The 23615-nt window shown below is 58.0% G+C and carries 16 protein-coding genes; 5 read left to right on the top strand and 11 right to left on the bottom strand.

Translation table 11 applies throughout. The features are described from left to right. Window positions 1–57: 57 nt before the first annotated feature. From SANT_RS02615 to SANT_RS02625, 3 genes are all read right to left on the bottom strand, one after another. Complete coding sequence (locus SANT_RS02615; protein ID WP_025420745.1) at window positions 58–1887, bottom strand: glycoside hydrolase family 15 protein; 1830 nt, start codon at window positions 1885–1887, stop codon at window positions 58–60. Between the two features lie 190 nt (window positions 1888–2077). After that, window positions 2078–3361, bottom strand: a complete 1284-nt coding sequence (locus SANT_RS02620; protein WP_025420746.1) for a DUF445 domain-containing protein — start codon at window positions 3359–3361, stop codon at window positions 2078–2080. 7 nt (window positions 3362–3368) lie between these two features. After that, window positions 3369–4469 carry a glycerol dehydrogenase gene (locus SANT_RS02625; protein ID WP_025420747.1) on the bottom strand — a complete coding sequence of 367 codons (1101 nt, stop codon included), beginning with the start codon at window positions 4467–4469 and terminating at the stop codon, window positions 3369–3371. A 307-nt stretch (window positions 4470–4776) separates the two neighbouring features. Between SANT_RS02625 and SANT_RS02630 the strand changes: the two genes are divergently transcribed. Beyond that, window positions 4777–7224: a DUF3772 domain-containing protein gene (locus tag SANT_RS02630; protein ID WP_051440206.1), complete on the top strand. Its 2448-nt coding sequence runs from the start codon at window positions 4777–4779 to the stop codon at window positions 7222–7224. Between the two features lie 302 nt (window positions 7225–7526). Here SANT_RS02630 and SANT_RS02635 read toward each other — a convergent pair whose 3' ends face one another. Beyond that, window positions 7527–8066, bottom strand: coding sequence for a GNAT family N-acetyltransferase (locus SANT_RS02635; protein ID WP_025420749.1), 540 nt, complete (start codon window positions 8064–8066; stop codon window positions 7527–7529). A 618-nt stretch (window positions 8067–8684) separates the two neighbouring features. On the opposite strand from SANT_RS02635, the gene SANT_RS02640 reads away from it, so the two are divergent. Then, window positions 8685–8963 carry a hypothetical protein gene (locus SANT_RS02640; RefSeq protein WP_025246665.1) on the top strand — a complete coding sequence of 93 codons (279 nt, stop codon included), beginning with the start codon at window positions 8685–8687 and terminating at the stop codon, window positions 8961–8963. Window positions 8964–11301: 2338 nt separating this feature from the next. Here SANT_RS02640 and SANT_RS02645 read toward each other — a convergent pair. Beyond that, window positions 11302–12633: an MFS transporter gene (locus SANT_RS02645; RefSeq protein ID WP_025420750.1), complete on the bottom strand. Its 1332-nt coding sequence runs from the start codon at window positions 12631–12633 to the stop codon at window positions 11302–11304. Between the two features lie 373 nt (window positions 12634–13006). On the opposite strand from SANT_RS02645, the gene SANT_RS02650 reads away from it, so the two are divergent. Next, window positions 13007–14659 (top strand): glucan biosynthesis protein D, encoded by a 1653-nt coding sequence (locus tag SANT_RS02650; RefSeq protein WP_025420751.1) that lies wholly within the window; start codon window positions 13007–13009, stop codon window positions 14657–14659. Window positions 14660–14729: 70 nt separating this feature from the next. Here the strand turns inward: SANT_RS02650 and SANT_RS02655 are convergent, their stop codons facing one another. The 4 genes from SANT_RS02655 to SANT_RS02670 all read right to left on the bottom strand — a co-directional run bounded on the left by SANT_RS02655 (window position 14730) and on the right by SANT_RS02670 (window position 18518). Next, window positions 14730–15707 carry an ABC transporter substrate-binding protein gene (locus SANT_RS02655; RefSeq protein WP_025420752.1) on the bottom strand — a complete coding sequence of 326 codons (978 nt, stop codon included), beginning with the start codon at window positions 15705–15707 and terminating at the stop codon, window positions 14730–14732. A gap of 82 nt (window positions 15708–15789) precedes the next feature. Continuing rightward, window positions 15790–16557 (bottom strand): ABC transporter ATP-binding protein, encoded by a 768-nt coding sequence (locus SANT_RS02660; protein WP_025420753.1) that lies wholly within the window; start codon window positions 16555–16557, stop codon window positions 15790–15792. A gap of 16 nt (window positions 16558–16573) precedes the next feature. Continuing rightward, window positions 16574–17344 (bottom strand): ABC transporter permease, encoded by a 771-nt coding sequence (locus SANT_RS02665; protein WP_025420754.1) that lies wholly within the window; start codon window positions 17342–17344, stop codon window positions 16574–16576. A gap of 37 nt (window positions 17345–17381) precedes the next feature. After that, window positions 17382–18518, bottom strand: a complete 1137-nt coding sequence (locus SANT_RS02670) for an aryl-sulfate sulfotransferase (RefSeq protein ID WP_025420755.1) — start codon at window positions 18516–18518, stop codon at window positions 17382–17384. 220 nt (window positions 18519–18738) lie between these two features. Between SANT_RS02670 and SANT_RS02675 the strand changes: the two genes are divergently transcribed. Further along, complete coding sequence (locus SANT_RS02675; RefSeq protein ID WP_051440081.1) at window positions 18739–19791, top strand: LacI family DNA-binding transcriptional regulator; 1053 nt, start codon at window positions 18739–18741, stop codon at window positions 19789–19791. Between the two features lie 322 nt (window positions 19792–20113). Continuing rightward, window positions 20114–21583 (top strand): catalase, encoded by a 1470-nt coding sequence (locus tag SANT_RS02680; RefSeq protein WP_025420757.1) that lies wholly within the window; start codon window positions 20114–20116, stop codon window positions 21581–21583. Between the two features lie 98 nt (window positions 21584–21681). On the opposite strand, the gene SANT_RS02685 is transcribed toward SANT_RS02680, so the two are convergent. Then, window positions 21682–22203, bottom strand: coding sequence for a thiol-disulfide oxidoreductase DCC family protein (locus SANT_RS02685; protein WP_025420758.1), 522 nt, complete (start codon window positions 22201–22203; stop codon window positions 21682–21684). A gap of 62 nt (window positions 22204–22265) precedes the next feature. Then, a complete protein-coding gene (gene agp, locus SANT_RS02690) occupies window positions 22266–23576 on the bottom strand; it encodes a bifunctional glucose-1-phosphatase/inositol phosphatase (RefSeq protein ID WP_025420759.1) in 1311 nt (436 codons plus the stop codon). Window positions 23577–23615 lie beyond the last annotated feature (39 nt).

Raw genomic sequence — 23615 nt, forward strand, 5'->3', positions numbered from 1 at the left:
GGATAACGTCCGTATCGCAACCGCGGGCACCTGGCTAGCGCCCGCGGCGCGACGGCGCTAGGGCTGCCACAGCGGATCTTTACCGTCGAGCTTGCGGTCAAGGAAAAAGGCGGCGCTTATCAGCGCCAGATGGGTTAGCGCCTGCGGCGTATTGCCGAGGGCATAGCCGCGACGGTCAAATTCCTCCGCATACAGGCCCAGCGGGTTGGCGTAGCGCAGCAGCTTTTCAAATTCAAAGTGCGCTTCGCTCAAACGCCCGGCGCGCGCCAGGCATTCCACATACCAAAACGAGCAGGCGGCAAAGGCCCCTTCTTCCCCCTCCAGGGGGTCAGCGGGCGTCTCCTCGGCGATATAGCGTCGCACCAGGCCATCATGCACCAGATGGGCGCGAATGGCGTCCAGGGTTGCCAACCACTCGGGGTCGGTGGCGCTAACAAAGCGGAAAAGCGGCATTAGCAGCATTGAGGCGTCCAGATCTTTACCGTGGCGCGTAGCGGTGAAATGGCCGAGCTCCGGATTCCAGAAGTTTGACCAAATATCCTCGCGGATGGCGGCGCGGGCTTTGTCCCAACGGCCATAGGGCATCGACAGCGATCGTTTCATGCCAAGGCGCAGGGCGCGGTCCAGCGCCACCCAACACATTAAGCGCGAATGGAGAAAATGCTGCGGTTCGCCGCGCATTTCCCAAATACCCGCATCCGCCTGCTGCCAGCAATCGCACACATGGTTGACGGTATTCACTACGTGTTGCCAACCCTGGTGCGGGATTGCATCGCCGTATTTATTGGCCAGATAGATGGCGTCCATCAGTTCGCCATAGATATCCAACTGCCGCTGGCGGTAAGCCTGATTACCGATGCGTACCGGCCGGGCGCCGCCATAGCCGGTCAGGTGAGGTAAATCGGCTTCCGGCAGTTCGGTGCCGCTGTCGAGACGGTAAACCACCTGCAATTTTTCCGGATCAAAACGGCTGTTGGCCATACACCGGCCGACCCAGCGGTTGAACGCTTTCGCCTCATCGGTATAGCCCAGCCGCATGAGGGCATAGACGCTAAACGAGGCGTCGCGCAGCCATGAGGCGCGATAATCCCAGTTGCGTTCGCCTCCCGGCGTCTCCGGCAGGCCGAAGGTGGCGGCGGCGGCGATCGAGCCGTGCCGGGCGGAGGTAAGCAATTTCAGCGCCAGCGCCGAGCGGTTTACCATTTCCCGCCAGCGGCCGCGGTAATTACTATGCGCCGACCAACGCTGCCAATAGTGCAGCGTTTCGGCGAATAAGACGTCGGTATGATCCACCGCCACCCGGTCGTCGTCGGCACCGCCGAAAACAAATATCGCCTGCTCGCCCGGCCCGAGCGTAAAGGTCGCTGCCGCGGCGTGATCTTCACATTCCAGCGCAACGTTGGCAGCCAGCCGCAGCGACGGCTGACCTTGGGTGACAAAGGTTACCGCGCCATCGTTTAACGTGGCATCAGGTCGGGCGCGCGCATAGTCTGGCATCGGCGCGCAGCGCATGCGCCAGCTGACGCGACCCTTCAATACCTGTAACCGGCGGATAATCAGCGGTAAACGCTCCAGATCGTCGCTAATCGGCATATAATCCGTGACTTCCGCGACCCCCTGCTGCGACAGCCAGCGGGTTTGCAGGATATTGGTGTCCGGCAGGTACAGCTGTTGTAGCCGCGCGTCGGGCCAGTCCGGTTGTAAACTGAACAGGCCGGCTTGCTCGCTATCCAATAGCGCGACGAAAACCGACGGGCTGTCGAGATCGGGCCAGCAGAAATAGTCGATGGTGGCGTCGCGCGCCACCAGCGCAGCGGAACGCAAGTCGCCGATAATGCCGCGATCGCCAATATTGCGGGTAATGCCGGGTTTGGGTAAATCCGTCATAAGGGCGCTTTCCTTCCAGCGGATCGGTAATCAATGACTTCTTAGTGTAGCTGACGCGCGTTAAGGGCCGGGCACGGGCGCTGACAAAACGCACAAGCGGCCACAAATTCATGCAACCCGGCCGGGCGTGTTTCTTACCTAGTACTGCGGCGACGTTTGCTCCCATGCTCGGCGGCGGCCTGCGGGCTTGTCACCGGGTCACAAACGTCAGCAGCGTCGGCAACTGCGAGAGTAGGTAAAGGACGACGCCAATTAGCCCTCCCACCAGGGTACCGTTGATACGGATAAACTGTAAATCGCGGCCGATATTCAGTTCAATTTGCCGCGACATATCTCGCGGATCCCAGCTTTTTACCGTATCGCTAATATGGCGGGTGAGAAACAGGGCGAATTCCGGTGCCATTTTCGCCGCCGCCAACTCCATATGATGATTTAACGACGCGCGCACGCCGGGATCGCGGGACAGGGTTTCGCCCAGCCAGCGGCCGGATTCCGCCACCCGGGCGTGCAGCAACGAGGCGTCGTGCGCAAGATCCGCCTTCAGCCAGGCGCGCATATCGCTCCACAGCCCGCGGATATAGCTATTCAGCGCCTCATCATTTTTCAGATACGCTTTGATCTCCTCGGCTCTGGCGGCCATCGTTGGATCCTGCTTAAGCCGGGTTATCATATGACGGGTAACCCGATCGAAACGCCGGCGCAATTCGTGGCCGCTATCCTGACCGATATCATCCAAAATGGAATTGACCGCGTTGGAAATTAGGTCGGCGCTGTGTTCGCCCAGCCAATCCGTTGGCAGCAACCGTTCTTTGATAGGATGTTCGCGCTTGAACCAGCGCACGATCTGCTCGCTGATAAGCAAACGGGTTTCCGGTTTGTTCAGCAACGCGGTCAATTGCGAAATTGCCGCATCCAGCAGAGCCTGATGGCGGCCGTCGCGGGTCAGGCTATCCAGAATCGAGCCCGTGGAACGGGATAAATCGATTTTATCGATCGCCGCATGTACCGCCTGGCGCAGGAAGCCCTGAATGCGCCGATCGTCGGTGAAATCCAGCAAACCGCTCAGCAACTGTAGGAGATAACCGCTCAGCCGGGCGGCATTATCCGGCGTGCTGAGCCAATTGGCGATGAGGCTCGCCGGATCGTGGCGGCGTATCAGGGCGACAATCGAGGCGGTATCAAGAAATTTATCCTGGACAAATAGCGCGAGATTATCGGCAATTTTTGCCTTATTGCGCGGAATAATGGCGGTGTGACGGGCGATAAAGGGCAGGGGGACGCGATGAAACAGCGCAATCACCGCAAACCAATCCGCCAGCGCGCCCACCATGGCCGCCTCGGAAACGGCTTTCAGACCGTTGACCCAGAAATTGGCCGGCAGGAAAAGCGTGAGGATGAAAACCGCCGCGGCGCTGACCAACAAGGTCAGCGCCAGACGTTTTATTTTACGTAATTCGACCGCTTTGTCGGTCATCGGCCCGTCAATCGGCAAGGGTGCGGCTGAACGCGTCGACGGCGATTATCGCCTGCGCCACGTCTTCAGCGCTGAGATAAGCGTTCAAGTTACGCAAAGTGTCCCCTTCGCTGCAGGCCAGCGCGCCCACTTTCACCAGGTTTTCATAGGGCTCGTTTTCCAGGTGGATAGCCTTAAGCGTGGTCGGCATGGCAATTTGGCGGTAAAAACGGATGTAGCGGGCGATTTCGTCATCCGGGCGCTGCTCCAGCACCATATGGGTCAACGTGCCGTAGGCGACTTTTTCACCGTGGGTCAAATGATGAATATCCCCCTGAATGGCGGTAAAACCGTTGTGGATCGCGTGGGCGCCGGCCAGACCGCCGTTTTCAAAGCCCAGGCCGGAAAGCAAGGTATTGGCTTCCACCACCGCCTCCACCGCCGGCGTGACTTTGCGCTTAGCGACCGCCTGATAGGCGCTATAGCCATAGGTGAGCAAGGTCTCCTCGCAGGCGGCGGCTATCGCCATTCCGGCGATGGTCGGTTTGCCGCCGACCATCGACAGGGCGTTCGTGCGTTTGACCGCCTGGGCCTCCACGTAGGTGGCCAGGCCGTCGGCGATGCCCGAGGCGAACAGCCGCACCGGCGCCTGGGCGCAAACGGCGGTGTCCACCAGCACCAATTCCGGATTTTTGTTGTAAAAGCGGTAGCTATCGAAAACGCCGTCGTCGCTATAGATGACCGACAGCGCACTACATGGGGCGTCGGTGGAGGCGACCGTCGGCACGATAGCCACCGGATGTTTCAACTCATCAGCGACCGCTTTGGCGGTATCCAGCGTTTTACCGCCGCCGAGACCGACCACCACGGACGTTTGCGCATCGCGGGCCACCCCCGCTAGCCGGAGGATTTCGTTGCCCGATGCTTCGCCGTTGAAACGTTCATAATTGTAAGCAATATCGGCTTTTTTTAACGTGGCCTGCACCCGCTCGCCGGTAATACCCCATACCACATCGTCGGCGATGAGAAAGGCTTTGCTGCCCAGGGCGGACAGATAATGACCCAATTCATCCAGGACGCCGCTGCCCTGGACGTATTTTCCTGGTGACGAAAAAATAAAGTTTCTCATAGATTTACCTCGGTCAATGACAATGAACTGTGCCGGCTTGCACCGACGGGCGCCAGGGTAGACAGCTGCTACGATTGTAGTACAGACGGGCGGATAGTGAGGGGCTGAGCACGCCTAAAACCGTTTTTAACAAAAGGGTGCGATCCGCGAGGAGGCTGACTGTCGGCTGACGATGACGCTAAAAACATAATAAGCTGGTAATATTGTTGACGCCACCCTGCATTCGCCGGCGATGGACTCTTTCTGACGCGACCGGCCCTCGGCACGTGCGGCGGCTGCTTTTATGATTTGCGAGAAAATTTACGCTATGCCTACGTTTTCCAAATGTGATATGAAAGGTTTTTGCGGCTTGTTTTTCAGCGTGTTGCTGGCGTTTGGCGCCCTCACGGTCGATGCGCGGGCGAATGATGCGCCGGCGGCCGCGAGCGACAGCGCCACGCCGGTAAAAATCAATGCCGCGGCGGAATTAAGTAAATTGCAAAAAGGTCTCGACTCGCTTAAGCAGCAGGTCTCCAATACCACGGCCGATAATCAACTGAACGCGCTCAACGATAGCGCCCAACAGTTGACCAGTGACGCCGATGCGCTAGTGACCGCGCTGCAACCGGATCGTACACAACTTCAGGCTCAGTTGGATGTATTGGGGCCCGTCCCTACCGATGCTGCAACCAAAGAGACCGGCGCGGTTGCGCAAAGCCGCAAAAGTTTGAACGCGCGCAAAACCCTGCTTGATAATCAGATAGAGCGGGCCAAAACCATTAGCGCCAGCGCCACCAAATTGTCGGTGCAAATTGTTGATATCCGCCGCAATTATATGCGTTCTCAAATGGCGTTGAATTCGGGAAGCATTTTGTCGGCGAGTTTCTGGGCGCCGGTATTGCAGTCTCAGTCTGCCGATAAGCGTCGGCTGGCCGGTTTTGGCGACGACCTTGTCGATGGCTGGCACGAAGCGTGGTCGTCCGAGTGGCGACTTAGCTCGGCGATGTTGCTCGTGCTGGCGCTGCTGATGTGGAGTTTCTGTACACGTATACTGGATAAGCCGCTAGGCTGGTTCAGCATCCATGTCTTGCCCGAGGGAAGGCTACGGCGCAGCTTCCTTGCCTGCTCTACCGCGCTGATAACGGTGTTCAGTATCAGCATTGGCGTGCAATTTATCCATTTCATGTTCGTTAGACTGCCGGATATCTCCGACGAGGTGGTCGACTTCGCCGATGGCGTTTTGCGTCTGACCTTTTTCTCATCACTCATTGCCGGGCTGGGACGTGGTTTTTTATCCAATCAGCGTCCTTCTTGGCGGCTGCCGGCGATGCCCGATGAAATAGCGCGAGCCATGAAACCGATACCGCCGCTGTTGGGGGGAGTGGTATGGATCTCCGGTGTCATTGATCAGCTCAATATTAGCGTGGGTACCAGCGTAGCCACGGCAAGTTTAGGCTACGGCCTGTCATCATTGCTGATAGCGTCAGTCGTGCTTACCGGCCTCATACGCATCAAACGGACGCGGCGCGAGCAATTAACCGATGCGACAACGACGCAAAAGCGCTCGGCAGTGGTGGGGCTGGTGCTTATATGCGTTACAGTGACCGCGATTGCCATCTTGCTTGCGTTGTTGATTGGCTATATCTCCTTAGCACGCTTTTTAACCTTTGAACTCATCTGGGTGGGCATCGTGCTCTCCCTGCTTTATTTTCTGATCCATTTAGTGGTGGACCTATGTGACGGTTTGTTCGCCCCCAATACGCCATTGGGGCAGCGAATAAAGCAAATGTTTAATCTCGACGACCGGCATCTCTCCCAGGCAGCCACCTTACTGTCGGCCATCGGCAAGACGCTATTGCTACTGTTTGGCGCTATCGCATTGATTAATGGCAATTTCGGTTCCACCACCCCGTTAGCGCTGTTGCATAAAGTGCTGGAAGTCTGGGGTGGAAAGGGACTGGAGAAGCTTAAAATCGTCCCTGCCCACGTGGTGAATGCACTGATTTTCCTGGCTATCGCCATCTATGTTTTACGCTCGGCCAGACGCTGGCTGGAGAAAGATTTCCTGCCGAAGACCATGATGGAACCGGGAATGCGTTCCTCGCTGGTGACGCTGTTTAGCAATGTCGGCTATGTGCTGGTGATCCTGTTGACTTTATCCACACTCGGTATCCAGTGGAATAATTTGGCCTGGATCGTCAGCGCGCTGTCGGTGGGGATCGGTTTCGGCCTACAGGAGATCGTGAAGAATTTCATTTCCGGCCTGATCCTGCTGACGGAACGCCCGGTAAAAGTCGGCGATCTCATCAGTATCAGCGGCATAGAAGGCGATATTCGCCGCATCAACGTGCGCGCCACCGAGATCCAGCTTGGCGACCGCTCGACGGTAATCGTGCCCAATTCCCAACTGATTTCCCAGAACGTGCGCAATGCCACTATGGGTAACGCGCAAGGCGTGGCCACGATCGCGCTGACGTTCCCGCTGGATATCGACCCTGAAAAGGTCCGCACGCTGCTGCTGGAAGCCTACCGCGAACATGAGGCGGTGCAAAGCGCGCCCGCGCCGTCGGTGACTTTCAGCCAACTGACGCCATCGGGAATCGTATTGAGCGTTACCGGTTTTGTCAGTAGCCCGCGCGTCGTGGCATCCACCAAAAGCGATTTGCTGTTCGAGATCTTAAAGCGCCTGCGCGCCGAGGGCATAACGCTGTCGATGCCGCAGAAAATGATAGTCGAGAACGCTAACCTGTCGTCCACGACACCGCCCGAATCCTGATCTTTTATCTGCCGGCGTAGAAGCAGGCCCGCGTGCGCCTCACGCCGCAAGCCTGCAAACGTCTGCGCCACGGCCCAGGTCGGGCCCGCCTGCGCATTGGCGGCAAGTCAGTTCAGGTCGGCGCCGGTGCACTGGACGGGCCGGTGCACTGGACGGGCTGGCGCGCGGTTAGCGTCAAATCTGTCTAGGTCGGCGCCGGCGCATTGGCGGCCTCCAAGCGTAAGCGAAGGTTGCGGGTTGACTGGCGGCACCGAAGGCCGGGCGCCCTTCCCGCCGCGGGCGGTGGGTGATTTACCGCGTTTTTAACCGTCGCGGGGCGGTGTTTGCTGGCCTTCCCCCAAGCTGCGCTGCATCAACAGGGTATCCACCCAGCGGCCATGTTTGAAACCTACCGCTTGAAGCTTGCCTATCAAGTGAAAACCGAGCTTCTGATGCAAACGAAACGAAGCGTGATTTTCCGCGTTACCGATAATCGCCAGCATCTGGCGCCAGCCCCCTTTTTCCGCCCTGGCGATGGCCTCGTGCAACAGCAGCGAACCGAGCCCGCGTCCGGCCTTTGCCGGATGGATGTACACGGAATCCTCGACGGTGAAACGATAGGCGTAACGGGGACGGTAAGGGGAAAGATAACAATAACCCAGCAATTCACCGTCCTGCCGGGCCACCAGCCAGGGGAGACCTTGCGCCATTACCGCCGTATGGCGGGCCATCATATCGTTCAAGGACGGAGGCTCGGTCTCGAAACTGGCGATACCGTGTTGCACATGCCAGGCATAGATATCACGAATGGCGAGCAAATCCGCCTCCTGGGCATCGCTGATGAGAATAGCCGAATGCGTCACTTTACCCCCTGGTACCTGGACCGATGAAGTCAACGATAACGCAAAAACAGCATGAAACGTAGAGTCGATACAATATTGCATAAATAATTATTATTTCTCTAGCAAAACCGTGCCGGGGCACTACGCGCGCGTGGTCAGCGTCATGCTGCGCTTCAGTGAAGGCCGCCGGCCGTCTCGACCGGGTAAGGGTGACGACAGTCCGTTTACCCTCAGCGAACGGGCAGCGCGGCGGTGCATCTGGGTCACCCGGGCGTCAGGCTGGTGGCTTCAGGCAAAGCGGCCGATAGCGCAGCGCGGGCATGGCCCGACGCGAGGGATCCAGCATACGATCGGGATAAACTTAATCCCGGCACTCTATTTAATGGCATTTAATGACATGGCTTTCGTGTGAGGTAATGAACAAGGTGAATGCTAAATCAAAAACGGATCACATGTTTTGCATGTAACAAATGTAATAAGCGCTACCATATTCCCGTTATACCCCCCTTTTGTTAGACTCAAGCGGCTGAAAATTAATATCGTGCTGGTCCGCGATGACCCAGGGAAGAGACGGCATCACGTGCTTAGTAGCCGCTATTGATTAGCCTCAAAATTAACCATAAGGACAGTGAGGAATCGATGAATATTGCGCATTATCTCGAATTGCAGGGCATGAAAAAAGGCAGATTGGAAGGGTTGATGGAGGGCATGCGCAAAGGGATGCTCGAGGGGCTGCTGGAAGGGATGGACAAGGGCAGGCTGGAAGGCAAGAAAGAAGGACGCAGGCAGGCTACGCTTAGCATCGCCACTCATCTGCTGGCCGGCGGTGTAGATCGCACGCTAATTAAAAATTGCACTGGACTCACTGAAAAAGAACTGCAGCGTCTGCATACGGAGTATTTTATGAAATTAGTTTAATAAGGTGTTTACCTTATTCCATTTGCCTTAATGGGGAGGGGGAATTCATTTTGCCAAGCGTAATGAATTAGCTTTGCTGAATAATGATTTATAATGCTGGGATAGTCGATAATCAACACTTTATTATGGTGAGTCTGAATTATTATCACTCGCAAGCTAAGAAAAAAGCCGCGCCGAAAAGCCTGCGCGGCAATATTGTTTCCATAAAATCCCAAGTAAGGTTTAGTCTTACAGCGTTCTCAGTATAATTGAAAGAAAATTGCGCTGTAAATACCGAAGTCGTTAACTTGGCATAATAATTTTTATCCGATCCGCCACCCTTCGGGCAGGGTTTAAAAGGATATCTATTATTAGCGTTAACAACAAATTTTAACAACCCGGGTTCGTCATAACACTTTAATGTTATCGCGGGAAAGGATTATTGGAACATATTCTTCGCGCATTATTTGAATAGTTAGCGTACCGGTAAATCGCACTCTTTAGTGCAATGATGCGGTTGAGCAGGGGACATCTTCACGGCCAGGGGGCGCACCGGATTAACGATAGCGCCAACGCGCATAGGCAACGTGGCGAAGGCGTAGTTCGTCAGGGGCGGTTTTACTGGGCTCCGAGTATTGCGGCTCAATGCCCCTGCGCCGACAGCCTAGGGTACATTCAGCCCTGTCGTGGGTAAGGCAAGCGCAAGCGCACCGTAGGCCGCTGTGCGTGGGTTGCGGCACGGCAAGGCAAGGCACTTTCGTGGGCAATACAACCCCGGCGTTAAGGCAGTAAAGCGCGTGGTTTCGAGCTTTGAGACGTCGGGCTCCGCTTATTGAGGCGCAAGATACGGGGCATCGACGCGCAGGGTCCCGGTGATTGAGACGCAAGATCCCGGACATTGAGGGGCAGGGCTCCGGGCGTCGAGACGCAATATTTCGGACATTAGGGCGAAGAGCTCCGGGCGTCGAGACGCAATATTTGGACATTAGGGCGAAGGGCTCCGGGCGTCGAGACGCAATATTTCGGGCATTGAGGCGTAGGTTCAGGGCGTCGAGACACAAGATCTCGGGCATTGAGGCGTAGGCTCCGGGCGTCGAGACGCAATATATCGGGCATTGAGGCGTAGGGCTCCGGGCGTCGAGACGCAAGATCTCGGGCATTGAGGCGTAGGTTCCGGACGTCGAGACACAAGATCTCGGGCATTGAGACACCGGGCTCCGATTATCGAGGCGCAAGATCCGGGACATCGACGCGCAGGGTCCCGGTGATTGAGACGCAAGATCCCGGACATTGAGGGGGCAGGGCTTCGGGCGTCGAGACGCCGGGTTCTGGGTAATAAAGCGCAAAAGAAAGTGTCCTGCAATCCGTTAAAACGCCCGAGGCCGGGCGGCGGCAAAAGGATGCGCCGTTGCCTCAGCCGCCGCCGCCGTCCGGTTACGCCATAATCCCTGTGGCGCGATGGCGCCCGCAGATTTGGCAGAAAGGGCATTCGTGCCATGTAAAGGTGAGACAGGCGTTTGTGTGGCTCGCCGAGCGAATATCGCCAGGGCCGCCGCCTGGCGTTGCTAACCGCAAGAGGCGGTTTGAACCAGCGGCGCGGGGAAAACTAGGCGCGAATGCCGTCGTCGATGTGGAGGATGAAATCGAAAACGCGCCCTTTGCCGTAGCGATCACATGCACCTGTAACACGTTATGTCCTGCCTGGTAACGCAGTCAGGCTCGGCAACGGTATGCACCTATCGGCAGCGCGGGCCGCCAGCACCGGGTGCCAATAAACCGCTCGGAGCGCGGATTTGGGCCGCGTTAGGGTGACGCTTAATGCACATCGGCACGCCATAAAGGCCGGTGGCATAGCCGGCGCTGTGGGCAAAAGCGCGAGCGGCCAAAACCGCTGCCGCCAATGGACCGCGGAGGGAGTGAAGACGAAAATTTATCCTGTTTCGGCTGTCAGGGTAAGTCAGGTAATAGTTACTTCTTCAGTTGATTTGCAAAAGAGTAATTTAATGCGAAGCGTTACTGGATGCGGAAAAATAGCGAACGGTATTATTACGTGTAATATGAAAAAAGCCGCGCCGTAAACGGTGAGCGGCTAAAAAATTTCCAAATAAACGCTAAATGCGTTTGATTTATAACATATAGAGACGGCAGTATAGTTTATTTCACGGCCCGCTGTAAACAACTGAGTGGTAAATGGTTCCATTAATGGAGAAAGGGAATTTAATCCCGCGGTGGATTGTATTATATCTATTTTTTCGCGTGGCGCTTAAATTAATCACGTTCCGTAATCTAGTTAATTTGTCACTAGAATGGTTGATTATCGAACCTTTCCTGCGCGCCTTTTTCGCGTTTCAGGTATATATTACTTCTGGCGCAGGGTTCTTATCACGGGTGATGAATAAGCCGTTGTCATGGCGCCGGCTCGGTATAATCTTGGCAATAGCAGCGCGGCCATTAACCCCAGCAAGCCCGCTAGCGATAGCCAAACGCCAGGCAGCGCATTGTCGCCGCTTTGATGAATAAGCACACTCGCGATGGCGGGGGTGAAGCCGCCAAAGATCGCTGTCGCTAAACTGTAGGCCATGGAAAAACCGGTGGCGCGCACCTCGGCGGGCATGATTTCCGTCAGCGTGACTACCATGGCGGCATTGTAGCCGGCGTAGAGAAAGGAGAGCCAGAGCTCCGCGGCAATGAGACGCTGCAAGGTAGGCGCGTCCGCCAGCCAGTAGAGTACCGGATAGGACGTCAGCAGCATCAGGCTGGTAAAGGTCAGCAACAGCGGGCGGCGACCGATTCTATCCGATAGCGCTCCCATCAGCGGCAGCCAGAAAAGATTGGAGAGACCTACGCCTAACGTAACAATAAAACTTTCCTCGGCGCTGAAATGAAGTATCGCTTTGCCATAGGTCGGGGTAAAAGCGGTGATCATATAAAACGAGACGGTGGTGGCGGCAACCATGCAAACGCCAAGGGCTATCAGCGGCCAGCTGCGCGCCACCGAGTGGAAAATCTCGCGGGTGCGCGGCGGTGGGCGGCGTTTTTGGAATGCCTCGCTTTCCTCCAGCATGCGCCGGATCCAAAACAGGCAGGGCAGGATCAGACAGCCGACGATAAATGGAATACGCCACCCCCAACGCGACATCATCTCCGCGCCGACGTAATGATTGAGCGTCATGCCTAGCAGGGCGGCAAAAATGACCGCGAGCTGCTGACTGGCGGACTGCCAACTGATGTACAGCCCTTTTCTGCCGGCGGGCGCGATTTCCGCCAGATAGACCGACACGCCCCCCAGTTCAACGCCGGCGGAAAACCCCTGCAGTAGCCGGCCGGCAAGCACCAGCGCCGGCGCCAGCAAGCCGAGAGTGGCGTAGCCGGGTACGCAGGCGATGGTCAGCGTGCCGAACGCCATAAGTCCCAGCGTCAATACCAGCCCGGCACGCCTGCCGCGGCGGTCGATATAGGCGCCAAGCACCAGCGCGCCCAGCGGGCGCATCAGAAAGCCGGCGCCAAAGGTCATCATGGTCAACATCAATGAGGCAAAAGGCGTTCCGGCAGGGAAAAAGGTGGCGGCTATGGCGCTGGCATAATAGCCAAATACCATAAAATCATACATTTCTAGAAAGTTACCGCTGATCACTCTGACCACGTTGATGAAGCCGGCCTGCCGGGCCGGCGCGGTAGTAGGCGTAGGCATAATCACTGCTCCGGAAATCAATCGCGGGGGCGGCGCAACGCGTGGGCCGTCAAACGGCCGTTATAGCGCCCCGGTCGTAGTGCTGGAGTATAAGCGGCCAGTCGCGGCGGCGAATGCAGAAAGATGTTGCGCATTCAGGCAATAACGGGCGCGGTCGGTTTGTCCGGCCAAGCCCGCAATTTGGCCATGCCGGCCGTGTCGTTTTACGGTAAACTTTGGTGCGTGTTTAGCGTCGCAATGAATTTTCCCCGCCCGACGGTGTCGAAAATTTTCGCAACCCGGTGGAGCATGATGCCCGCAGTCCGGTGTCTTTATTGCAGTGAGACGGCTCCACACGGACAATACATCGCCCAGTACAGGAACCTATTCCGGCATGGAACGAAGATCATTTATCAAAGCGTCTCTGGCGCTGGCCGCTTACTGCGGCGCGCCGACCATGGCCACATTGTTTACACGTTCAACGCAGGCTGCGGAAAACATTGCCGACGGCAGCGCGAGCCACTTCGATTTCTCCACGCTGAAAAACCTGGCTGCCGATTTGTCACGCAAGCCTTTCGGCGGGCCGCCGGCGGAGTTGCCCAAAACCCTGGCGGAGCTTACGCCGCAGGCCTATAACGAAATTCAATACGACGCCAATCATTCGCTCTGGCACGACATTCCCAACCGCCAGCTGGATGTCCATTTATTCCACGTCGGTATGGGCTTCAAGCGCCGAGTGCGCGTTTACGCCGTGGACCAAAGCCAAGCCTTGGCGCGGGAAATCCATTTCCGGCCAGAATTATTTAACTACCATAACGCCGGCGTCGATACCCAGCAGTTGGAAGGGCGTGATAACCTCGGTTTTGCCGGTTTCAAGGTCAATAAGGCTCCGGAACTCACCCGGCGCGACGTGGTTTCCTTCCTTGGCGCCAGCTACTTCCGCGCGGTGGATGATACCTACCAGTACGGCCTGTCGGCTCGCGGTTTGGCCATCGACACGTTTACCGATAAGCTGGAAGAGTTTCCCGACTTTGTCGCCTTTTGGTTTGAAACGCCAAAAGCCAGCGATACCACCTTTACCGTCTACGCCCTGCTGGACGGCCCCAGCGCGACCGGCGCCTACCGCTTCGTTATCCACTGCGAGGCCCAGCGTGTCGTGATGGATATCGAAAAACACATTCATGCCCGCAGCGATATCAAACAGCTCGGGATCTCGCCGATGACCAGTATGTTTAGCTGCGGTACCAACGAGCGCCGCATGTGCGATACCATTCATCCGCAGATACATGACTCCGATCGGCTAGCGATGTGGCGCGGCAACGGCGAATGGGTGTGTCGACCGCTGAATAATCCGCAAAAATTGCAGTTTAACGCCTACCAGGATGACAATCCGAAAGGGTTCGGTTTGCTGCAGCTTGACCATAATTTCGACAACTATCAAGATGTTATCGGCTGGTACAATCAGCGGCCCAGTTTGTGGGTGGAGCCTGTCGGGCCCTGGGGCAAGGGCAGCGTGAATCTGCTGGAAATCCCGACCACCGGCGAGACGCTGGATAATATCGTCTGCTTTTGGCAGCCCGCCGAGCCGATTAAAGCCGGTAATGAATACAGTTTCCGCTATCGGCTTTACTGGAGCGGCGAGCCCCCTGTCAGCAGCCCGCTGGCCCGGGTTAAGGCGACCCGTACCGGCATGGGAGGATTTCCTGAAGGCTGGGCGCCCGGCGAGCATTTTCCAGATACCTGGGCGCGCCGTTTCGGCGTCGATTTCGTCGGCGGGCAGCTAAAAGCGTCGGCGGATAAAGGCATCGAGCCGGTCATCACACTGTCCAGCGGCAAGGTGAGCAATATTGAAATTCTGTATGTGAAACCGATGGATGGCTACCGCATTCTGTTCGACTGGACGCCCACCAGCGACGCTGTCGATCCCGTCGAGCTGCGTATGTTCCTGCGTACCGGGCAGGAGGCGCTGAGTGAAACCTGGCTATACCAGTATTTCCCGCCGCCGCCGGATAAACGCAAGTATATTGACGATCGCACGATGAGCTGACGCCAGCAACGGTCACGCGTTGTCCTGGCGAGAGCCGGCGCGGGAATATGACTCCGCACCGGCCGTCACGTTACAGACTCGGGTCCACTGCGTTAGGGGCAAGCGCGCGCAGCGGCGCGCTGATAAGCCAGGGCCGCAGGGTCTGTGGCGAAGGATCGGTGGCTTTGATGATGCGTTGTTGTACGATCCATTTCCCTTCCGACGCCAGCAGCGTTGGCAAATCACTTTGCAACTGAATACCAAAATCGGTATCGCGCCACATCGCTTCCAGCGCGGCCTGCTGCAATGTGCCGTGCATGGATGTGGCTACCAGCGCCATGGCGCCGGCGGGATCGCGTTTGAGATCGGCGTCCGCGCGCAGTAATGCCGTCAGGAGTCCTTTGACCACCGCGGGCTTGTTGTTGATAACGCCCTGCGACACCGCCAGTAGAAAGTGGGATTGATAGCTTTCGCTTTGCAGTTCGCGATAGTCGGCGCCCAGCGCTTTGCGCGCGACGCTTTCGACGCCGGCGAACGGTACTATGGCCTGGATATCGCCGCGGAGTAGGGCGGGGATCAGATCCACCGGCGCGACATTGACCCGATCCGCGCTCACCCCCCCCTGGCTCAGCAGTTGGCTCAGATAGTAATCGGTGTTGGTGCCGAGGGGCGTGCCGATCTTCAGCCCGGCCAGATCGCTTACGCTGCGCAGCGGGCCGTATTTGGCCGAGCTGATGACCCGCGTACCCCGGTAGCGCGCGACATCGGCAACGATGCCAAAGGGCTGCTGACGCAGTGCGCCGGTGATGGCGGGAAATTCGGTTAACGTCGCCGCCTCCACTTGCCCGCCCAACAGCGCCTCGAAGGCTTCTCGGCCGCTGGGGAAATTAATGCGCCGCAGGTTAATGCCGGCGTCGTTGAAGTAACCTTTAGCGAGGGCGATTTCTACCTGTGGCATCAGCGGGGTCGGCGACCAGGCAAGCGTCACCGTTTCCGTCGCGGCAGACGCCGCCATGATCATTAGGGCCGGTAACGCCGCAGCAATGCGCCAAACTTGCGTTAATCTCATCGTGTTTCCCGTGGTTGGTTTTGGTCGGTGGGGTAGCCGTTGTTCGCGGCAGGATGCCGTCTGTTGATGGCGGTATAGGGCGTCATGACGGCTGCGCCAGCGGTCGCAGTAATGACAGAATCTCTTCGCGGATATCCAACAGAGTGGCATTCTCGCGATTGAGCGCCCGCGGCCGCGGCTGGTTCAGGCTATAGCTGCGGATAATTTTGCCCGGCGCGGCGGACATCACATCGATGCGGTCCGCCAGCAGCAGCGCTTCGTCCACATCGTGGGTAATAAACAGCACCGTCGCCCGGTGTTTTTGCCAAACGCGCAACAGCAGATCCTGCATAACCCCGCGCGTTTGTGCATCCAGCGCACCAAAGGGCTCATCCATCAACAATACCCGCGGCTCAAACGCCAGCGTACGGGCGATACCCACCCGCTGTTTTTGGCCGCCGGATAACTGGCCGGGATAATGATGGCATAGCGAGGCGAGACCGACCTCTTCTAGCGCCGCCAATGCGCGCCGATGCCGTTCCGCCCGGGATAAATTGAAGCGCTTTAGCGCGAATTTCACGTTGCCCAGCGCCGTCAGCCAGGGGAACAGCGCATATTGCTGAAATATTACCCCCACCTGCGCATCCGGGCCGTTCAGCACGCGGCCGTCAATCCGGATCTGGCCGCTGGCGGGCGCAATAAAACCGGCAATCGCGTTTAATAAGGTCGACTTGCCGCAGCCGGACGGTCCGATAATGGCGCTAAAGGTGCCCGGCGCCAGCTCGAGGCGGGTAACGTCCAGCGCCAATGGCGCCTGGCGCCGGGCGGGGTAACGGATACTGATATCGTCAATCGCAACGTGGCCTGACATGCTTTACCCTCCCGGATTAGTATTGTTGCCAATGCACCAGGCGGCGCCCGATGCGGTGGATTAGGGCGTCCATGAGCGCGCCGAGGATCCCAAGCTCAATGAGCAGGGCGAACATGCGATCGGTACTGATATATTGTCGGGCCTCCTGTAACCGGTAACCGATGCCGGACGAGGCGCCGGACAATTCGGCGGCTACCAGGCTTAAAAAAGCCAGCGCGACGCCCAGTCGGATGCCGGCGAAAATATGCGGGGCGGCGGCCGGGATCACCACCACGAAAAATTCCCGCAGACGGCTGGCGCCCAGCGAACGCGCGGCGCGCAAATAGATTTCCGGGACGTACTCCATGCCGTGATGGGTGTTGAACCACACCGTCAAAAAGACCGTATAGGCAATAACGAAATACTTTGACCCCTCGCCGATGCCGAACCAAACAATCGCCACCGGAATAAGCGCGATGGCCGGAATAGGCCGCATCAGATGCAAAAAGGGCGCCAGCAAGAGGCGAAATAGCGCTATCCGCCCGGTTAATAGCCCGGTGACAACGCCCAGGCTGGCACCGATAACAAAGCCCGCGGCCGCCCTGCCGGCCGAAATAGCCAAATCGCTTTGCAGCACGCCGCTACTCGCCATGTCCACCGCCGCCGCCCACACGCTCCACGGCGAGGGCACAATCGTTTCAGGGAACAGCGCCAGCGCCGACAGGCCGCTCCACAGCAGCAATACGGCGGCGAAAGAGAGCAGGGGACGCAGCAGCGAGACGACTTGGTTAGCGACAACATCAGACATGTTCGACTCCTTCAGGCAATAGCGTAAGGCCGCGGCGTCAGGCATGCCCGGTCGGTAGCCAAGGGATCGCCGCCGCCGGATAGCGGTGGGCGCGAAAGGCGCTGTTTTGATGGCCGCTTATCACCCCTTTCACGCTGTCTGGATATTCAGCGAAGAAGGGAATGACATACTCCCAAACCGTTTCGCCCTCGGGGGTGACTTCAAACAGTCGACCGAACGCCGATTCGCAAATAAAGGTATTGCCATTGGCCAACCGCTGGGCGCTGCCCATATAGGGCGAGAAAAAGGCCGGCGGCAGCGGATCGCTGTATTGCCAGGTAATGTTGCCGCTGTGCGGATCGAACTCCAGCGCTCTGGAGTGCGGCGAGGTGACGCCGGCGCGCACGTTGCCGTTATCAAACACCAGTACCGTCCCGCTGGCGGTCTGCACCGGGGTATGCTGCTGCGCCAGGACGTCATGGCCTACATGCCAGACCACTTCGCCGCTGGCGCGGCTGACCGCCACTACCCCCGAGGTAACGCGTAGACTCATCAGCACCAGGCCCTCGGGGGTCAAGGACAGGCCATTGATCATGGGCCAGTGGCGACGATCAAAAATAGCCTGCACCGGGAAATCTTCCGGCCGCAGGTGTTGCCAGGAACGCCATTCCCAAACAATCTCCCCCGCGCGATTCACTTCCCGCACCACATCCCCCTGGATAACGCCGTCAGGGGCATCCCGGCGCGGGTCGCCGCCGCAAATGCGCGCGGCAATCGCCGCCGGAATAGGCTCCGCGGCGGTGTAAAGCAGATGGCCGTTGGCCAGCCATTGGGCATCGTGATGATGGTGAATGTCCTCATAATGCCAAACGATATCGCCACCGGGCGTGACTTCATAAAAATCGCCGCCGTGCCAAATATCCCAGGCCGGATACAGCGCGGCAGACGTGGCGTGACTCCCGTTATAAGCCAGGTTGCCATTGGGCAGGATCACCGCATCACGTCCCGGCCGTACCGGCAATTGCCATTGATGGGCGATGTCGCCGTCGCTATCTATCAGGTACACCTTCCCCTGCGCCGTTTGCGGCGCAAACAGGGTAAAGCCACCCGCGCTGCGCTGCCGGTCGTTCAGGATGAGGCCGGTGGCGCGCCGGCGTACCGTTACTTGATCACAGAGGGTTGCGGTTTGGGACATAATGGCTCCAAGTATTGCCCCAATAGGGGGGATTAAAACGTTTTACTAGGCAGGGGAAAAAAACGCGCCATGCTTGATTATTCGCGATAACAAGGGGCGCTATATATTTTTAGTAAAACCTTTTACTATTGATCCTGTCAAGACGCCGTTAAACGAAATTTATGTATAAGTAAATGTTATTTAATGTATAAGTAACTTCGATGACGCTAAGGAAATTATCATGTCCGCTGCTCCGCCACCGCCTGAGAGTTTAGCCCGTCGCGCCACATTGATTGATGTTGCCCGTCGCGCCGGCGTCTCGCCTGCGACCGTCTCCAATGCCATCAACGGGCGGCGGTATGTGGAAGCCGGTACCCGCCTGCGCATCGAAGCGGCGATTAGCGAACTGGGGTATATCCCCAATCTGCGCGCCCGCGGTTTGCGTACCGGCAAAGCCAATACGATTGCGCTGTTTTCTTCCATGCCTGCCGCCGTCTCATCCGGACCCGCCAAACTGGGTTTTATGATGGAAGTGGCGATGACCGCGGCCCTGGCGGCGTTGGAAAAAAAACTGGCGCTTATTTTGGTGCCGCCGCAAAGTTTGGGCGTAGAGGATCTGGAAATGGATGGCGCTTTAGTGATCGAGCCGTGCGTGGACGACCCTTATCTTAGCGGGCTGCGGCGGCGGGGTGTGCCGGTGGTGTCTATCGGCAGGCCGCCGGACACCGAGGCCGTGATGCCCTTCGTGGATTTGCAATCGGCGCAGACCGCCGCGCTGCTGTTGGCCCACCTCAGCGCCAGCGGCGCGCGCGATATTGCCCTGTTTATCGGCGATACCGGCCGCAGCGCTTATCAGGACACCGAACAAGACTATTTGCGCTATGCGGCGCAGCACGGCATTGTGCCGCGCGTTTATCGGTTAAATGAGACCGATGGCGAACAGGCGGGGTTCCAGGCGGCGCTGGCGCTGCGGCGGGACGCGCCGCAGGTGGATGGCGTTTTGATCCTGGTCGATACGTTTGCCGCCGGCGCGGTGCGTGCTTTTACTCAATCGGGCGTGTCAATTCCCCAGGAGATGCGTATCGCGACCCGCTATGACGGTATCCGCGCCCGCGAAACCTGGCCGGGGCTGACGGCGGTGAATCTGCATCTGGATGACGTGGCCAGGCTGGCCATCGATCAACTTTTTTTGTTGATGTCCGGCCAGACACCTCGGCAACCCTGCTTGAGCCGGGGCGCGGAATTGGTTATCAGAGGCTCTACCCGCCGGGGGCCGCCGGTAGCATCGGTCTAAAACGGGCACCCTGTTCCGATCGCCTCTCCCGAGCGCGGGAGAAACGCTAGCAAACGGCTACGCCTTCTGTCTCTGTCGGACGCCGGCAGCGACAGAAGGCGCCCCAGAGACGGAAGGGCGCGGCTGATGTTCATGGCGTTGGTGATGTTATGGCACAGCTTGGTTTTTATCGCTAATTCAATCCTATCGCTGCGGACAAAAACGGCGGGGAAAGCTATTTTTTCAGCTATCGCGTTAATAGATGCAATGAATTAGCGCCGACTACCGCTGCGCTATAGAGTGGGCTCAGATAGCTTTTTCCTTTACCGTGAGCCTGAATATGATGAAAGATAAAACGCTGTTAACTACCGCCAGCGGTATCCCGGTGGCCGATAATCAAAACTCCCGTTCCGCCGGCGCGCGCGGCCCCTTGATGCTGGATGATTTTCATCTGGTGGAAAAACTGGCCCATTTTAACCGCGAGGTCATTCCCGAGCGGCGCGTGCATGCCAAAGGCTCCGGCGCCTATGGGACATTCCGCGTGACGCAGGACATCCGCCGTTTGACGACGGCGTCGCCGTTTGAGCACATCGGCAAAGAGACCCCGGTATTACTGCGCTTTTCAACCGTTGGCGGTGAACGTGGCTCGGCGGATACCGAGCGCGATCCGCGCGGTTTCGCGCTGAAATTCTATACCGAGCAGGGTAACTGGGACGTGGTCGGTAATAACACGCCGGTATTTTTTATCCGCGATCCGCTGAAGTTTCCTGATTTCATCCATACGCAAAAACGGGATCCGGCAACCAATTTAAAATCGCCGCAAATGATGTGGGACTTTTGGTCGTTATCGCCGGAATCGCTGCATCAGGTCACCATTCTGTTTTCCGATCGCGGTATTCCCGACGGTTACCGTTTTATGCATGGTTTTGGCAGCCATACCTACAGCCTGATTAACGCTGAAGGCGAGCGCGTCTTTATTAAATGGCATTTTAAAACGCTGCAGGGCATTAAAAATCTGTCGGTGGAAGAGGCCAGCCGCCTGGCGGGCAGCGACCCGGATTATGCGCAACGGGATCTGTTCGGCGCTATCGAGCGGGGTGATTATCCGCGCTGGCGGGTGTGTATCCAGGTCATGACCGAGCTGGAAGCCGCGCAGCGCCAGGAAAACCCTTTCGATGTCACTAAAGTCTGGTCGCAGAAAACCCATCCGCTGCAGGAAGTGGGTATCCTGGAACTTAACCGGAACCCGGATAACTACTTCGCGGAGGTTGAGCAAGCGGCGTTCGCCCCCAGCAACGTGGTCCCCGGCATCGGTCTGTCGCCGGATAAAATGCTACAGGGGCGGGTTTTCGCCTATGCCGATGCGCAACGTTACCGCATTGGCACCAATTATCAGCAGCTGCCGGTCAATGCGCCGCGCTGTCCCTATCACAATTACCAACGTGACGGCGCCATGCGCTTTGACGGCAACGGCGGCGGTACGCCCAATTATGAGCCAAACAGCCACGGCGCCGCGCCGCGTCAGGCGCCCGCGTTCAGGGAGCCGCCGCTGAATTTCAGTGGCCCGGCGGATCGTTACGATCACCGTGAGGATGAAGATTACTATAGCCAGGCCGGCGATCTTTACCGCTTGATGGACCCGCAGCAAAAAAGTCAGCTGACGGCCAATCTGGTCAGAGCCCTGGCTTCGGTGACCCGCGATGTCCAACTGCGGCAAATCGCGCATTTCCTGCGGGCGGATGCGCATTATGGCCGCGCGGTGGCCCGGGGATTGGGAATAGAAGACGACATACTGACATCGGCCAGCGCTTGATAAGACCCCGCGCCGACGGTGCGGACGTCTTCAGAATCACGGCGGGCGCGCCGACAACATAACTCTGGGCCCGGACAATGCCAACGGTTTCGCCGGCGTTAACCGGCGGAACCGCTCTTGGGGCAGTCTTGACCGTGATCGAGATAGCGGTTGCCGCCTTTATCGTCCGGCGGCAGGGTTCCGGCGGGCAGTTTACCGAACCAGCGATAGCGATGGCGGGCCACGCCGTCATAAAGCCTGTCGCGCAGCCCGCGCGGCAGGATGCGCATCACCGCCAGCGCCCGCCACGGCCAGCCCAGCTGGTTCAACGCCTGCAAGAAGGCTTCCGAACGCACCGAAACCTGCCCCTGGGCGATGTAGGCGATGGTATTAAAATTATCCACCGGCAAACCGGCCCAGCGCAACAACGCCTGACCCGGCGGCGATTGTACGGTGGCAAGCCGAATACGCTGACGGCTATCGATACGAATTAAACATTGTATCATCCGTCGGCACAGCACGCATTCGCCGTCAAACAGCATTACCCGGTCGCCGGTGGACAGATGAGGCGGCGGCAAGCGGCGCGGGTTTTTAATCACATACAGCTTCGGTCGAGTGGGACGGTGTGTGGTTTCCGGCATAAAACCCTCCTGTCAACGGTTGACGCGCCGCCGGGGGGCCCTGCGCGGCGCAACCTCGGGCGCTAGCCCCGCAAATCCTGCATGACCGCCTGCTTGAAGTCGCTCATCGGGCAGAAACCGGCGACATCCAGGGGACAGCCGTCGATGGCGAGCGTGACGCGCCGCGGCGGTGAAGCCAGCGACAGCGCACTGTCGTTGCGTATTTGCCTGCTGGTGGGATAGACATATTCGATCTTCATCAAATCCCGATTTTGTTTGTCATCATGCCAGCGCTGAAACACAATTGCACCACTGATTGGCGTACGTTCAAACTGATCCGGAAGCTGGTAATCACGCACTTTCATCGCCGCCAGCAGCGAGGCGATGTTGGAGTCGTGGCCGGCCAGCAGCGTCAATGCCGCGCGCTGAGCCGCCTGCTGGCGTTCTCCCTGCGGCGGCTGCGCATTAAGCGCGCCGGCGATAAAGGTTAACAGCGGTTTCGCCGCATTGGCGGCGATGGCAGGGGAGCCGAACAGCGTTTCATGGTACAAATTCTTTATCGCTTCCAACTGGCGCCATTGCGCAGGGGTAGTGATTTTGCCCCAGCCGACATCGCGCAGCGGGAAACCTTCGTAGTATTGCAGCATAAACGCGTCCGAGGCGCCGGTACCGGTGCGCAAGGGGCCGGTAATGGCCGGCTCTTTACCCTGCTCGAGAACTACCGAGGAGGGTTGTGTCGCCAGGCTACACCGTTTGTCGCGCTGGCAGGCCTGGCTTTGTGAATAATCCAGCACCTGTTCCAACAACTGATAGTTGGGTTTCAGCCGCGTATTCAGGCCGTCGATACCGCCTGGCCCGGCATGTTGCGCGATCGAATTTAACGCCGCGGTTTTGAAGTTTTCGCTCACCGCCGCGGTGATGATGGGATTGAAGGTGGGATCCATCGTGCCCACCGCCGTTTGATGATTCACAGGAATATCGCAGCCGGGAAACGCACCGTCGAGAAAGAATTTCGCCGTATCAATCGTGCGCGGCAGGCTATTGGCGTAGACAAAAACCGCGTCACCTTTGGGACAGCCACGTTCGCCGAACAGATGATTTTGCGCCAGCCATGCGTGGAAATAGTGTCCGACATGATTTTCCACCTTTCCGCCTTTGGGCGTCAGCAGCCCCCCCTCCGTTTGCCATTTCGGCCAGTGGTGCGGCGTCGCCTCCGCCAGCGCGTCGCCATAATTGACCAGCGGGGCGCGGATGCCGTGTCGGCTTAATGCCAGGACCTGCACCAGATGGTAATCCGCCGGCGTGGCGCCGGACTCTGCCGCCTGTGACGGGGCGGCGGTGAAACATGATAGGGTTAACAGCGCGGTAGGCAGGCAGGAAAAAATTTTCGTCATAAACGTTTCCCATTAATCAATAAAAGGCCGCACGGGCGA

Origin of the sequence: Sodalis praecaptivus (assembly GCF_000517425.1) — a bacterium.
Lineage (GTDB): Bacteria > Pseudomonadota > Gammaproteobacteria > Enterobacterales > Enterobacteriaceae > Sodalis_A > Sodalis_A praecaptivus.